This is a genomic window from Streptomyces sp. NPDC005761 (genome assembly GCF_040630635.1).
GTDB lineage: Bacteria > Actinomycetota > Actinomycetes > Streptomycetales > Streptomycetaceae > Streptomyces.
On record NZ_JBEXXX010000028.1, the window covers coordinates 42,383 to 55,618 of the forward strand.

At 70.8% G+C, this 13,236-nt stretch carries 13 protein-coding genes; 10 read left to right on the forward strand and 3 right to left on the reverse strand.

Annotated elements, in window-relative coordinates; genetic code table 11:
- The first annotated feature begins 67 nt into the window (after positions 1-67).
- A complete protein-coding gene (locus ABZ434_RS23885) occupies positions 68-1,372 on the forward strand; it encodes an MFS transporter (protein ID WP_359140375.1) in 1,305 nt (434 codons plus the stop codon).
- A 66-nt stretch (positions 1,373-1,438) separates the two neighbouring features.
- On the opposite strand, the gene ABZ434_RS23890 is transcribed toward ABZ434_RS23885, so the two are convergent.
- A complete protein-coding gene (locus ABZ434_RS23890) occupies positions 1,439-1,588 on the reverse strand; it encodes a hypothetical protein (protein WP_359140378.1) in 150 nt (49 codons plus the stop codon).
- A gap of 159 nt (positions 1,589-1,747) precedes the next feature.
- A complete protein-coding gene (gene phoU, locus ABZ434_RS23895) occupies positions 1,748-2,425 on the reverse strand; it encodes a phosphate signaling complex protein PhoU (protein ID WP_359086945.1) in 678 nt (225 codons plus the stop codon).
- A gap of 199 nt (positions 2,426-2,624) precedes the next feature.
- Here phoU and ABZ434_RS23900 point away from each other — a divergent pair, with 199 nt between their 5' ends.
- Together ABZ434_RS23900 and ABZ434_RS23905 are read left to right on the forward strand one after the other, a co-directional pair.
- A complete protein-coding gene (locus ABZ434_RS23900; RefSeq protein ID WP_359140381.1) occupies positions 2,625-3,899 on the forward strand; it encodes an ATP-binding protein in 1,275 nt (424 codons plus the stop codon).
- Positions 3,896-4,576: a response regulator transcription factor gene (locus ABZ434_RS23905; RefSeq protein WP_136201434.1), complete on the forward strand. Its 681-nt coding sequence runs from the start codon at positions 3,896-3,898 to the stop codon at positions 4,574-4,576. Before ABZ434_RS23900 ends, ABZ434_RS23905 begins: the two co-directional genes overlap by 4 nt.
- An 89-nt stretch (positions 4,577-4,665) precedes the next feature.
- On the opposite strand, the gene ABZ434_RS23910 is transcribed toward ABZ434_RS23905, so the two are convergent.
- On the reverse strand, positions 4,666-5,343 hold the full coding sequence (locus ABZ434_RS23910) for a DUF461 domain-containing protein (protein WP_359140385.1): 678 nt from the start codon (positions 5,341-5,343) through the stop codon (positions 4,666-4,668).
- 632 nt (positions 5,344-5,975) lie between these two features.
- On the opposite strand from ABZ434_RS23910, the gene ABZ434_RS23915 reads away from it, so the two are divergent.
- The 7 genes from ABZ434_RS23915 to ABZ434_RS23945 all read left to right on the forward strand — a co-directional run bounded on the left by ABZ434_RS23915 (position 5,976) and on the right by ABZ434_RS23945 (position 13,188).
- Positions 5,976-6,458: a CarD family transcriptional regulator gene (locus tag ABZ434_RS23915; protein ID WP_006380568.1), complete on the forward strand. Its 483-nt coding sequence runs from the start codon at positions 5,976-5,978 to the stop codon at positions 6,456-6,458.
- Positions 6,459-6,889: 431 nt separating this feature from the next.
- A complete protein-coding gene (gene ispD / locus ABZ434_RS23920; RefSeq protein ID WP_359140388.1) occupies positions 6,890-7,636 on the forward strand; it encodes a 2-C-methyl-D-erythritol 4-phosphate cytidylyltransferase in 747 nt (248 codons plus the stop codon).
- Positions 7,626-8,138: a 2-C-methyl-D-erythritol 2,4-cyclodiphosphate synthase gene (gene ispF, locus ABZ434_RS23925; protein ID WP_359140391.1), complete on the forward strand. Its 513-nt coding sequence runs from the start codon at positions 7,626-7,628 to the stop codon at positions 8,136-8,138. The genes ispD and ispF overlap by 11 nt, the downstream gene beginning before the upstream one ends.
- Before the next feature lie 260 nt (positions 8,139-8,398).
- Positions 8,399-8,803, forward strand: coding sequence for a PPOX class F420-dependent oxidoreductase (locus ABZ434_RS23930; RefSeq protein WP_359140395.1), 405 nt, complete (start codon positions 8,399-8,401; stop codon positions 8,801-8,803).
- A gap of 114 nt (positions 8,804-8,917) precedes the next feature.
- On the forward strand, positions 8,918-10,321 hold the full coding sequence (gene cysS, locus ABZ434_RS23935) for a cysteine--tRNA ligase (protein ID WP_359140400.1): 1,404 nt from the start codon (positions 8,918-8,920) through the stop codon (positions 10,319-10,321).
- Positions 10,322-10,404: 83 nt separating this feature from the next.
- Positions 10,405-11,361, forward strand: a complete 957-nt coding sequence (gene rlmB / locus ABZ434_RS23940; RefSeq protein WP_359140402.1) for a 23S rRNA (guanosine(2251)-2'-O)-methyltransferase RlmB — start codon at positions 10,405-10,407, stop codon at positions 11,359-11,361.
- A 210-nt stretch (positions 11,362-11,571) separates the two neighbouring features.
- Positions 11,572-13,188: a DoxX family membrane protein gene (locus ABZ434_RS23945; protein WP_359140405.1), complete on the forward strand. Its 1,617-nt coding sequence runs from the start codon at positions 11,572-11,574 to the stop codon at positions 13,186-13,188.
- Positions 13,189-13,236 lie beyond the last annotated feature (48 nt).

Genomic DNA, 13,236 nt, shown 5'->3' on the forward strand with positions numbered 1-13,236 from the left:
ATGTTCGGACGGTTGGCGGGCCTCTTACCGCCCGTCATCGCATCCGTACGTCCCGGGGGGAACCCGTATGTCTGTCGCCGGTCTCAGACGGGCCACCCGTGAAACCGTCTCCGGTCTCCCCAGGGAGTTCTGGTGGCTGTGGACCAGCACCTTGGTCAACCGGCTCGGGGCGTTCGTCGCCACCTTCATGGCCTTGTACTTGACCCTGGACCGGGGCTACTCCGCCTCGTACGCCGGTCTGGTCGCCGCCCTGCACGGGCTCGGCGGGGTCGTTTCCTCGCTCGGGGCCGGGGTGATGACGGACCGTTTCGGCCGGCGTCCCACGATGCTCGTCGCGCAGCTCTCGACCGCCGTCTCGGTGGCCGTGCTCGGCTTCATGGTCCATCCCGTGGCGATCGCCGGCGTCGCCTTCGTCGTCGGCATGGCCAGCAACGCCTCCCGGCCCGCGGTCCAGGCGATGATCGCCGACATCGTGCCCGCGAAGGACCGGGTGCGGGCGTTCTCGCTCAACTACTGGGCGATCAACCTGGGGTTCGCGGTCTCGTCCGCCGGGGCCGGGTTCATCGCCGAGTACAGCTATCTCGCCGGTTTCGTCGGCGAGGCGGTGATGACCCTGTTCTGTGCCGTCGTCGTCTTCATGAAGGTGCCTGAGTCCCGGCCGCAGAAGGGCGTGTCCCCGCTCCGGGACGCTGCCGGCGCCGAGGACGACGTACGGCTCGGCACGGTACTGCGCGACGGGCGCTTCATGGGCGTCGTCGGACTGTCGTTCGTGATCGCCCTGATCTTCCAGCAGGGGTACGTGGGGCTGCCGGTGGCCATGGGGGCCGACGGATTCAGCAGCTCCGACTTCGGTACGGCGGTCGCCGTCAACGGCGTCCTCATCGTGGTGCTGCAGATCCCGGTCACCCGGTTCATCCAGAGCCGCGACCCGCGCCGGCTGCTCATCGTGTCGTCGGTGCTCGCCGGGTACGGATTCGGGCTGACGGCCTTCGCCGGCTCGGTCGCGGTCTACGCACTCACCATCTGCGTCTGGACCGTCGCCGAGATCGTCAACGCGCCCGTGCAGAACGGTCTGGTCGTCCAGCTCTCACCGGCCCACGGCCGGGGCCGCTACCAGGGCATGTACACCCTGTCGTGGTCGGCCGCCGCGCTCGTCGCCCCGCTGATGTCGGGCGTGGTGATCGACCACTTCGGCGCCGGCTGGCTGTGGGGAACGTGCGCGGTCCTGGGCACCGTGGCGGCGCTCGGCTACTGGCTGCTGATGCGGACCCTGCCGCAGGAGGGCACGACGACGGTCCCCGCGGTCGTGGGCGGACCGGCCGCGGCCGAGCAGGGCACCGCTCCCGAGCCCGCCGTGGTGCGGGCGGGCTGACCGGAGCCCGGGGAAGCCCCGCGCGGAACCGTCCGCGCGGGGCGTTCTCGTCGCTGCGCGCGCCCGTCAGCCGGAGCAGCCGCCGCACTGGCACGGCGCGCCGGACTGGCAGCCGCACCCGCAGCCCGAGCCGCATCCGCAGGCGCCGAGGACGCCCTGGTGCGCCACGTCGGCGGGTGTCTCCTGCTGGGGTTCGGTCGTGGGGGAATCGGCCATGGTTCCTCCTCAAGGTGTACGACAAGGTCGTACACCCGCCCTGGGCACACGACCGGGGCGTACGGAAAGGTCGTGCCGCCCCACCCCATTGCATGCCCAGCCGGGCAGGCGCATCAACGGCGCACATGCGCAGGAACACATGTGCGCCTTCCTGCCCCGCTACGCGCCCTCCACCGGCGTCGGCTGCTGGATCTCGTCCGCGTGCTCGCCCGTCACCAGGTAGACGACACGCTTGGCGACCGACACGGCGTGGTCGGCGAACCGCTCGTAGTAGCGGCCGAGCAGCGTCACGTCGACGGCCGTCTCGATGCCGTGCTTCCAGCGGTCGTCCATCAGGTGCTGGAACAGCGTGCGGTGCAGCAGGTCCATCTCGTCGTCGTCCTGCTCCAGCTGGAGCGCCAGGTCGACGTCCTTGGTGATGATCACCTCGGCGGCCTTGGCCATCAGGCGCTGCGCGAGCTGGCCCATCTCCAGGATGGTGGCGTGCAGGTCCTCCGGGACCGCCTTCTGCGGGAAGCGCAGCCGGGCCAGCTTGGCGACGTGCTGGGCGAGGTCACCCGAGCGCTCCAGGTCGGCGCTCATCCGCAGCGAGGTGACGACGATCCTGAGATCGGTCGCCACCGGCTGCTGGCGGGCCAGCAGCGCGATGGCCCTGGCCTCCAGGTCGTGCTGGAGGTCGTCGACCTTCTGGTCCGCGGCGATCACGGTCTCCGCGAGCTTGAGATCGGCGTCGAGCATGGACGTCGTCGCCCGGCCGATCGCCGATCCGACGAGCCGGGCCATCTCGACCAGCCCCTCGCCGATCGAGTCGAGTTCCTCGTGGTACGCGTCACGCATGGGAAGTCCCTCTCCAGTTCTGTACCGAGGCCGGGGGCCTGCTCCGAACCCCACGGTGCCACCGTGACGGCCGTACGCGTCGGGTTCCGACCGGCCAAGTGAACCGGCGCTTGCCCCTCGGTGAACTCTGGGCGACGAGTGTTCGGATACGCACTCGTACGGCTGGGAGAGTGTCCGCGGAGCCGCATAACCTGGAGCCATGGACGTGAACGCGGCGGTCGCCGCAGCTGCAGCGATCGCCGGGGTGTGCACCGGTGTGATCGCCATGCTGGCGTTCCGCTGGAGCGAACGCGACCAGAAGAGGCCCACGCGTACGTCCCTGCGGCCCGACAGCGGTGCCCCCCTGCCCCCCGGGGTCGACACGGTCCTGTCCGTGCTCAGCTCCTCGGCGGTCGTGCTCGACGAGAGCGACAGCGTCGTCAAGGCCAGCTCCGCCGCGTACGCGCTGGGACTGGTCAGGGGAGGGCGCCTCGCCGTCGAGCCGATGCTGAACATGGCCAGGGACACACGCCGCGACGGGGAGATACGCCAGGTCGAGCTGGACCTGCCCCGGCGCGGCACGGGCCGGGGCGAGGCCCTCGCGGTCTCCGCGCGGGTCGCCCCGCTGGGCTCCCGGCTGGTGCTGCTGCTGGTCGAGGACCTCACCGAGGCCCGCCGCATCGAAGCGGTCCGGCGCGACTTCGTCGCCAACGTCAGCCATGAGCTCAAGACCCCGACCGGCGCGCTGTCCCTGCTCTCGGAGGCCGTCATGGACGCCTCCGACGATCCGGAGGCGGTGGAGCGGTTCGCCGGCCGGATGCAGATCGAGGCGACCCGGCTCACCAACCTCGTACAGGAGCTCATCGACCTCTCCCGGGTGCAGAACGACGACCCGTTGGAGGACGCCGAGCCGGTCCGGGTGGACGAGCTGGTCGCCGAGGCCATCGACCGCTGCCGGCAGCAGGCCGGCTCCAAGCAGATCACCATGGCCGCGGGAGGCACCGCCGAGCTCCGCATATGGGGCAACCGCGGCCAGCTCGCCGCGGCCCTCGGCAACCTCGTCGAGAACGCCGTCAACTACAGCCCCGCCCGCACCCGTGTGGGCATCGCCGCCCGCCGGGTGGTGGTGCCCGGCGGGGACGAGATCGAGATCGCCGTGACCGACCAGGGCATCGGCATCTCGGAGACGGACCGTGAGCGGGTCTTCGAACGCTTCTACCGCGTCGACCCGGCCCGCTCCCGCGCCACCGGTGGCACCGGCCTCGGCCTCGCCATCGTCAAGCACGTGGCCGCCTCGCACGGCGGGGAGGTCACTGTCTGGAGCTCGGAGGGACAGGGCTCCACCTTCACCCTGCGGCTGCCCGAAGCGGGCTCCGTACGGGAACGGGACCGCGCACCGGGCGGTTCCCTCATCGTCAACGGCGACGAGGCGCCCTACCCGGGCGCCGCACCCGACACTTTTGATTCGTTCCCTGCCCCGGAGGCTCTTCCGTGACCCGAGTGCTTGTCGTCGAGGATGAGGAATCCTTCAGCGACGTCCTGTCCTACATGCTCCGCAAGGAAGGGTTCGAGGTCGCCATCGCGGCCACCGGCCCCGACGGCCTGGACGAGTTCGAGCGCAACGGCGCCGACCTCGTGCTCCTCGACCTGATGCTGCCCGGCCTGCCGGGCACCGAGGTCTGCCGGCAGCTGCGCAGCAGGTCCAACGTTCCCGTGATCATGGTCACCGCCAAGGACAGCGAGATCGACAAGGTCGTCGGCCTGGAAATAGGGGCTGACGACTACGTGACCAAGCCCTTCTCCTCGCGCGAGCTCGTCGCCCGCATCCGCGCGGTGCTGCGCCGCCGAGGGGAGCCGGAGGAGGTCACTCCGGCCGCGCTGGAGGCCGGGCCGGTGCGGATGGACGTGGACCGTCACGTCGTCACGGTTTCCGGCGGCAAGGTCGATCTGCCGCTGAAGGAGTTCGACCTGCTGGAGATGCTGCTGCGCAACGCGGGCCGGGTGCTGACCCGGATGCAGCTGATCGACCGGGTCTGGGGCGCGGACTACGTGGGTGACACCAAGACGCTCGACGTCCACGTGAAGCGTCTGCGCGCCAAGATCGAGCCGGACCCGGGGGCGCCGAGGTTCCTCGTGACGGTGCGGGGCCTCGGGTACAAGTTCGAGCCGTAGACCGGCCCGGACAGGGCGACAGGTGTAGCTGAGGCGGCCCCCGGACCGGGGGCCGCCTCAGCCACACCTGCGTGTCGTGCGGGGTGCGGTCAGCCCGGCTGCTGGGAGTCGGACGCCGCGTCGCTCGGCGTGGTCGTGTCGCCTTCCGAGGCCGGCTCGGAGGGGCTGCCGGACGAGGCGCCCGGGGTCTCCGACGCGGAACCGGTCGGCGTCGCCCCGGGCGACTTCTCCGGCTTCTTCGGGGTCTCCGGCAGCGCGCTGGGGCCGAAGTCCTTGAAGTAGCCGGTGGAGGGCACGACGGACGCGCCGAGCGGGATGTCGCCGGTCGAGCTCAACTTGAAGACCAGCGGCTGCACGTTGCCGTTCTGCGTGGCTTCGCGGCCGTTCTCGATCACGGCGGAGGCATTGCCCCTGCCGCCGAGGATCACCCGTCCGCCGGCCGGTACGACGACCGGCCCCGAACCCTTGGCGGCGTGCAGCTCCACGGAGCCCCTGCCGCCCGGCAGGGTGATGGCGTCGAGTGTCTCCGCCTCGGTGCCGCTGTTGAACAGCGTGGCGGCGATCACGGCCGGGCCCTCGGCGCCGGGCTCCGGCTGGGTGATCACGTTGGCGTTCTGGATCTTGATGTCGCCGGCTGACGTGGCGGCGTTGTCAGGCCTGACTTCGAGCGTCTGCGCGTTCTTGCCGGCCCCGCATGCGGAGAGCGCGGCGATCGAGAACGCGATGGCAGTGGCGGCGAGGGCGCCGTGTCGAAGGCTGCGGCTCACGGCGGCGGCAACTCCTTGAACGAGCGGACGTACGGACGGGGTCGGGCGAGTGGTGTAAAGCCGCCCTAAGGGTCTGTCAGCGGCCAGGTTACCGAGCCGCCGTCCACGCCCCGCACCCGACCCGCCCCTGACGGCCACGGGGATCGCGGGCCGTCGTGGGCGAGATCATTCGCGCGCTGTTCACAAAACGCGCTTGATCAATTCCGCCGCACGTTCACCCCGCGCTTCGCGTCCCCGTTCAGCCGCTGCTCAAGAGGACGTGGCGCATTCATTGCGCATAATCCGCACGGCACGCGGCGTTGATCAATTTCATTGGCCACCGGTACTGCCGTCGGCACTAACCGCCGTACGGGTGATCGATCTCCGAACGGAGTACGGAATGTTCATCATCCGGAACCCGGCAAAACGGGACGTCTCGTCACTTCCGAGCGGGTTCCGGTGGGTGTGACGTCCACGTTTCACCTCGCCCGCACAGCCGCTCCGACCTGCGAATACCGTCTTGCGCGAGCCTTCCGCAGCACGTCCGTGTTGCAGTTGTCAAGCCCCGAGATATGCCCTGACCTGCGAAAACGCCATTCAGGAGAAGCAGTTCTCGTGTTACTCTTGATAGCCACGGAAGGGGTACCTGTCACATGACGTTCAAGGTTGGCGACACCGTGGTCTATCCCCATCACGGGGCCGCGCTGATCGAGGCTATCGAAACTCGCCAGATCAAAGGCGTGGACAAGACCTACTTGGTGCTCAAGGTCGCCCAGGGCGACTTGACGGTGCGTGTACCGGCGGACAATGCGGAGTTCGTAGGTGTGCGTGACGTGGTCGGGCAGGAAGGGCTGGACCGGGTCTTCGAGGTGCTGCGCGCACCGTATGCCGAGGAGCCGACGAACTGGTCCCGACGCTACAAGGCAAATCTCGAGAAGCTCGCATCCGGCGATGTCATCAAGGTCGCGGAAGTAGTTCGCGACCTGTGGCGTCGTGAGCGCGAGCGTGGACTCTCCGCAGGTGAGAAGCGCATGCTCGCCAAGGCTCGCCAGATCCTGGTGAGTGAGCTCGCTCTCGCGGAGAACACGAACGAGGACAAGGCCGAGGCTCTCCTCGACGAGGTCCTCGCGTCCTGAACCGGATCGCACCGGTCGTAAATAATGTGCCGCGGTGCCCGCTGACCAGCCGTATGAACGGTGTGTCGTCGGGCGCTGCGGCATGTCCGGATGCGACATGATGACCGCCCGGGTGGCGAGCGACCGGCCGACGGACGCCTGCGGACGGCGTCCCGGCGGACTCGGATGCCCCGACCCCGGATGTCCCGGCAAACCCGGATGTTCTCCCCGATGCGCCGGTGCGTTGGCCTCATCGACGATCCCCCGGTACTTTGCTCGCGATCTTGTGAAGTCGACGTGTGAGGCCGATCCCGAGCGGCCGGGGCGGGGCCCGTCTCGCCCGGGGTCACGGAAAGGGTCCCGGTCGAGTCATGGCGTAGCGCCCGGCTCGCTTGAGGCCATACCCACGTCGGCCGTGGAGACAAACATGCCGATGCTTCGGAGTGCAACCGATGTCTGATCAATCGCGTCCCTACCGCACCGCCGCCGTGATTCCCGCGGCCGGCCGCGGCGTACGGCTCGGCCCGGGCGCCCCCAAGGCGCTCCGCGGGCTGGGCGGGACGCCCATGCTCATCCACGCCGTACGGGCCATGGCGGCCTCCCGCCACGTGTCCCTGGTCGTGGTCGTCGCACCGCCGGACGGGGCGACCGAGGTGAGGCGTCTGCTCGACGAGCACGCCCTGCCCGAGCGCACCGACTTCCTCGTGGTGCCCGGCGGCGGAACCCGGCAGGAGTCGGTGAAGCTCGGACTCGACGCGCTGCCCGCCGATGTCCGTGCCGTCCTCGTCCACGATGCGGCCCGCCCCCTCGTCCCCGTGGACACGGTGGACTCGGTCGTCGAGGCCGTACGGGACGGGGCCCCCGCCGTCGTTCCCGCGCTGCCGCTCGCCGACACCGTCAAGGAGGTCGAGCCCGGTGCGCCGGGGGAGCCCGAGCCGGTGCTCTCCACTCCGGTACGGGCCCGGCTGCGCGCGGTGCAGACCCCGCAGGGCTTCGACCGCGACACCCTCGTGCGCGCCCACGAGGAGATCGCTTTCGGCGGTGAGGGTGCGACCGACGACGCCGGCATGGTCGAGCAGCTCGGGGCACCCGTCGTGGTCGTTCCCGGCCACGAGGAGGCGTTCAAGGTGACCCGGCCGCTGGATCTGGTCCTGGCCGAGGCGGTTCTCGCACGCAGGAGGGCGAACGATGGCTTCTGAGACACCCGACGGGCGCAGCGCCCCCGTCATCCCGCTCGTCGGCATCGGCACCGACATCCACGCCTTCGAGGAGGGCCGCGAGCTGTGGTGCGCGGGCCTGCTGTGGGAGGGCGAGGGCCCGGGTCTCGCCGGCCACTCCGACGCCGACGTCGTCGCGCACGCCGCGTGCAACGCGCTCTTCTCGGCCGCGGGCCTCGGCGACCTCGGGCAGCACTTCGGCACGGGCCGCCCCGAGTGGTCCGGCGCCGCGGGCGTGACGCTGCTGACCGAGGCGGCGAGGATCGTCCGGTCCGAGGGCTTCGAGATCGGCAACGTGGCCGTCCAGGTCGTCGGCGTACGGCCGAAGATCGGCAAGCGGCGGGACGAGGCGCAGAAAGTCCTCTCCGCCGCCGTGGGCGCACCGGTCTCGCTCTCCGCCGCCACCTCCGACGGACTCGGCTTCACCGGGCGGGGCGACGGCATCGCCGGTATCGCGACGGCCCTGGTCTACCGCACCGGCTGAGCCGTCCGGAGCCCCGGCGCCGAACCCCCCTCACCCGAACGGGGGCGCAGGCTCTTCGAAAACCTCCCCTACGCCGAACGCGCCCCCTGGTCCGTCCTCGCCCCCGCCCTCCTCACCTCAGCGGCGGTGCGAGGCGGACGCCCCCCGTAGCCCGACCCGGCACTGACCCTTCCGGTGGGCGCGCACCCGAAGCGGAGAGGGAAGGACACGGACGGGGTAGGTGTAGGGGCACCACCCACCCCCTCAGGAGGACGTCCGCCATGACCGCCGCACTCTCCGAAGAACTCAAGGCGCTGCTCGACACCCCGGTCTTCGTCACCGTCGCCACCATCCAGCCCGACGGCAGCCCCCAGGTGTCCCCGGTCTGGGTGAAGCGGGACGGCGACGACGTCCTCATCTCCACCACCACCGGCCGCCGCAAGGAACAGAACCTCGCCCGCGACCCGCGCGTCTCCGTGGTCGTCCAGCCCTTCGACGCCCCCTACACCTACGCCGAGATCCGAGGCACCGCCTCCCTCACCACCGAGGGCGGCCAGGAACTCATCGACGAGCTGTCCCAGAAGTACACCGGCAAGAAGTACGCCGACTTCAACCCCGCATCCGGCGAGGACGACCCCCGCGTCGTCGTCCGGATCACCCCCCGCAAGGTCGTCGGACGCATCTGAACGGCCCCCGGCGATCACCGGTCACGGCTCCGTCCCGCCCGGAGCCGTAACAACTGTCCACGCAATCCCCCCAAGGGTCGCGGGGCACTGGTGCGCGCCCACTACCCTTGAGGCGTGACTATTCGCCTGTACGACACCAGCGCCCGGCAGATCCGTGACTTCGCCCCGCTCACAGCGGGCTGTGTCTCGATCTACCTCTGTGGCGCGACCGTCCAGGCCGCCCCGCACATCGGGCACATCAGGTCCGGACTGAACTTCGACATCATGCGCCGCTGGTTCGCCTACCGCGGCTACGACGTGACGTTCGTCCGGAACGTCACCGACATCGACGACAAGATCATCAAGAAGTCGGCCGAACAGGGCCGCCCCTGGTGGGCCATCGGCTACGAGAACGAGCGCGCGTTCAACGACGGCTACGACGCGCTCGGCTGCCTGCCGCCCACGTACGAGCCCCGCGCCACCGGCCACATCACCGAGATGATCGAGATGATGCGCGGCCTCATCGAGCGTGGACACGCCTACGCGGCCGACGGCAACGTGTACTTCGACGTCCGCTCGTTCCCCGGCTACCTGGAACTCTCCAACCAGGACCTCGACGACCTGCGCCAGCCCTCCGGCGACAACGAGACCGGCAAGCGCGACAAGCGCGACTTCGCCATGTGGAAGGCGTCCAAGCCCGGCGAGCCCAGCTGGGAGACGCCCTGGGGACGCGGCCGCCCCGGCTGGCACCTCGAATGCTCCGCCATGGCGCACAAGTACCTCGGCACCGCCTTCGACATCCACGGCGGCGGCATCGACCTGATCTTCCCCCACCACGAGAACGAGATCGCCCAGGCCAAGGCCTTCGGCGACGAGTTCGCCACGTACTGGGTGCACAACGGCTGGGTCACCATGTCCGGCGAGAAGATGTCCAAGTCGCTCGGCAACTCCGTCCTCGTCAGCGAGATGGTCAAGGCCTGGCGTCCCATCGTGCTGCGCTACTACCTCGGCACCCCGCACTACCGGTCCATGATCGAGTACAGCGAGGAAGCCCTGCGCGAGGCCGAGTCCGCGTTCGCCCGCATCGAGGGCTTCGTCCAGCGCGTCACCGAGAAGGCCGGCGAGACCGTCGCCCCCGCCACCGAGGTGCCGCCCGCCTTCGCCGAGGCGATGGACGACGACCTGGGCGTCCCGCAGGCGCTGGCGATCATCCACACCACCGTCCGCCAGGGAAACTCCGCCCTCGCCGCCGACGACAAGGAAGCCGCCGTCGCACGCCTCGCCGAGGTCCGTGCGATGCTCGGTGTCCTCGGCCTCGACCCGCTCGACGAGCACTGGGCCGGCGAGAGCGACCGCGGCGACGACCTCCACGGCGTCGTCGACACCCTCGTACGCCTCGTACTCGACCAGCGCCAGTCCGCACGCGAGCGCAAGGACTGGGCCTCAGCCGACGCCATCCGCGACCAGCTCAACCAGTCCGGGCTCGTCATCGAGGACAGCCCCACCGGACCACGGTGGACACTCGGCCCGCGCCAGTAGTCCTCCCGAGTGCCGCCCGGCCCGCCGGGCGGCACACTTTCACTTATACGTACGCACGTCTGAAGCAACGAAACAGGTAGGTCATGGCCGGGAACAGCCAGCGCAGGAACCGCCGCACGTCCAACAAGAAGGGCATGCAGGTCGGCAGCGGCGGTAACCGACGCCGTGCTCTCGAAGGCAAGGGACCGACGCCGCCCGCCGAGGCGCGCAAGAAGCACAAGAAGAACCGCATCGCGACCGCCAAGGCCAAGCAGGCCGCCAACCGCCGCCCCGCCCCGCGGCGCGGTGGCGTCAAGGGCACCTCCGAGATGGTCGTCGGCCGCAACCCCGTCTTCGAGGCCCTGCGCGACGGCGTGCCCGCCACCACCCTGTACGTCCAGCAGTACATCGACAACGACGAGCGCGTCCGCGAGGCCCTCCAGCTCGCCGGCGAGCGCGGCAACATCAACCTGATGGAAGCCCCGCGCCCCGAGCTCGACCGCATGACGAACGGCCTCAACCACCAGGGCCTCGTCCTCCAGGTCCCGCCCTACGAGTACGCGGACCCGCAGGACCTCACCGCCGCCGCCTACGACAACGGCGAGGACCCCCTCATCGTCGCCCTCGACGGCGTCACCGACCCCCGTAACCTCGGCGCGATCGTCCGCTCCGTCTCCGCCTTCGGCGGCCACGGCGTCGTCGTGCCCGAACGCCGCGCCGCCGGCATGACCGCCGGAGCGTGGAAGTCCTCCGCCGGTACCGCCGCCCGCACACCCGTCTCCCGGGTCACCAACCTGACCCGCGCGCTCGAGGCGTACAAGAAGGAAGGCATCGCGGTCGTCGGCCTCGCCGCCGACGGCGAGCACACCGTCGAGGACCTCGAAGCCCTCGGCGGCCCCGTCGTCATCGTCATCGGCAGCGAGGGCAAGGGCCTCGGCCGCCTCGTCGGCGAGACCTGCGACTACCGCGTCCGCATCTCCATGCCGGGCGGCGCCGAGTCCCTCAACGCCGGTGTCGCCGCCGGCATCGTGATGTACGAGGTCGCACGCCGGCGCGCCTGATCCGGCACCGGTCCTGCGGCCCGCAGGACCACCCGCACGGGCGGCGGCCGACGGAGGACAGCTCCGCCGGACGCCGCCCTCGGACGGCCTCCGAACGGGGGCGCATCCGGACGTACGCACGCCCCGGCGCACCCCGCCACCACCTGTTGACGGGCCTCGGACACTTCGACACCGTCAAGGCAGTGTCCTAAACACACATCACTCGGTTAGATGAGTGTGGACACCAGAACGCCTCGGTTCGACGAACAACCCGCCCTGAGCATGGCCAAGGTGGACTGCGACCCCGCGCAGGTCATCGTCAACCACGCCAGCTTCCGGGTGCAGCTCGCCCCCGGCCAGCGCGCACGGCTGCGCGGTGCGGCACCCGCCGGAGCACCCAGGATCCCCGCCATGAGCGGCACCGGAGCCGGACGCGGCCGACGCGCCCCCGTCGTGTGGAGCGGCAGGTCAGCCCCCGGCGACCCCGGCGCCAGCGGACTCCTCCAGGCCGTACGGAACTCCACCGCGGGCCTGCCCGACACCGCGTCGTACGACCCCTACGAGCCGTACGCCTCCTACGAGCTCGACAGCGGACGCGCAGGCTCCGGCACCCAGGTCATCCCGCGCCTCGAAGAGACCCAGCCCAACCCCGTCATCACCGCCCCGCACCAGCCCCGCCGCCCCGGCGGCCCGCTGCTGCCCCCCATGCGCCAGGCCGTCGGCGCCTACGACCCCGTCGAGCCCGGCCCGTACGACACCGACGGACGCGACCCCGACGCCTACGACATCACCGAGACCCGCGAGCGACGCCCCGGCGACAACGTCCGGCACGCGTACTACCCGGGCCGCCGCATGAACCTCGGCGTCGTCCTCCTGCCCATGCGCGTCTTCCTCGGCTTCATTTCCATCTACGCCGGGATGGGCAAACTCTGCGACCCCGTCTACTTCGACGGCGGCGACCGCGGCTCCATGGTCAAGTGGCTGACCTCGCTCCACCCCTGGGCGCTCGCGGAACCCCTCCGGGACTTCGCGCTCTCCCACCCCGTCGGCGCGGGCCTCACCATCGCCTTCCTCCAGGTCGTCGTCGGAGTCCTCACCGTCCTCGGCCTCTGGCAGCGCGTCGCCGCCTCCATCGGCGCCCTCCTGTCCGCCGCACTCCTGGTCACCGTCAGCTGGCGCACCGTCGCCGCCTACGACGCGCCCGACATCATCTACCTCGCCGCCTGGAGCCCCCTGATCATCGCGGGCGCCCCCGTCTACTCCGTCGACGGACGCCTCGCCGGAGAGGCCTGGCGCAAGCTCGGCCCCCGCTCCGAGATCTGGGACCTCCGCCGGCGCGTCCTGCGCCGCGGCGCCGTCGTCGCCACCGTCGTCGTCGGGCTCACCCTCCTCATCGGCTCCATGCTCGGCGGAGCCGTCCGCTCCTCCGAAGTCGTCACCGTCCCCGGACCGAACGGCGTCCCCACCAACCAGCTCCCCGGCACCCCGCTCCCCGAGAAGTCCCGCAGCGGCAAGGCCTCCCACACCCCCACCGGACAGCGCCCCACCCCCTCCCGCACCACCGCCCCCCGCACCCCGTCCGCCAAGGCCTCCACACCCGCCACGGACAGCGTCCGCGAGTCCGGCCAGGCAGCCGGCACCGGACAGCCCAGCCAGACCCAGGGCACCGGACGGAGCACCCCGCAGCAGACCACCCCCCAGCAGCCCCCCGCCAGCAGCTCCGGCCCCAGCTCCTCCGGCCCCACCGGCGGTTCCACCACCGGCGGCACGGACCCCGGCACCGGCTCCACGGGCGGCACCAGTGGTGGCGGTGGCGGCCGCAACCCCATCGGCGGCCTCCTCGGCTGACACCCACCACGCCACGCGGAAGGGGCGGGCACCGGGATTGATTCCGGT

Coding starts and splice junctions, on each gene's coding strand:
- ABZ434_RS23945 (WP_359140405.1), top strand. CDS start 11,572: ATGAGTGTGGACACCAGAACGCCTCGGTTCGACGAACAACCCGCCCTG.
- rlmB (WP_359140402.1), top strand. CDS start 10,405: ATGGCCGGGAACAGCCAGCGCAGGAACCGCCGCACGTCCAACAAGAAG.
- ABZ434_RS23885 (WP_359140375.1), top strand. CDS start 68: ATGTCTGTCGCCGGTCTCAGACGGGCCACCCGTGAAACCGTCTCCGGT.
- ABZ434_RS23900 (WP_359140381.1), top strand. CDS start 2,625: ATGGACGTGAACGCGGCGGTCGCCGCAGCTGCAGCGATCGCCGGGGTG.
- ABZ434_RS23890 (WP_359140378.1), bottom strand. CDS start 1,588: ATGGCCGATTCCCCCACGACCGAACCCCAGCAGGAGACACCCGCCGAC.
- ABZ434_RS23930 (WP_359140395.1), top strand. CDS start 8,399: ATGACCGCCGCACTCTCCGAAGAACTCAAGGCGCTGCTCGACACCCCG.
- ispF (WP_359140391.1), top strand. CDS start 7,626: ATGGCTTCTGAGACACCCGACGGGCGCAGCGCCCCCGTCATCCCGCTC.
- phoU (WP_359086945.1), bottom strand. CDS start 2,425: ATGCGTGACGCGTACCACGAGGAACTCGACTCGATCGGCGAGGGGCTG.
- ABZ434_RS23915 (WP_006380568.1), top strand. CDS start 5,976: ATGACGTTCAAGGTTGGCGACACCGTGGTCTATCCCCATCACGGGGCC.
- ispD (WP_359140388.1), top strand. CDS start 6,890: ATGTCTGATCAATCGCGTCCCTACCGCACCGCCGCCGTGATTCCCGCG.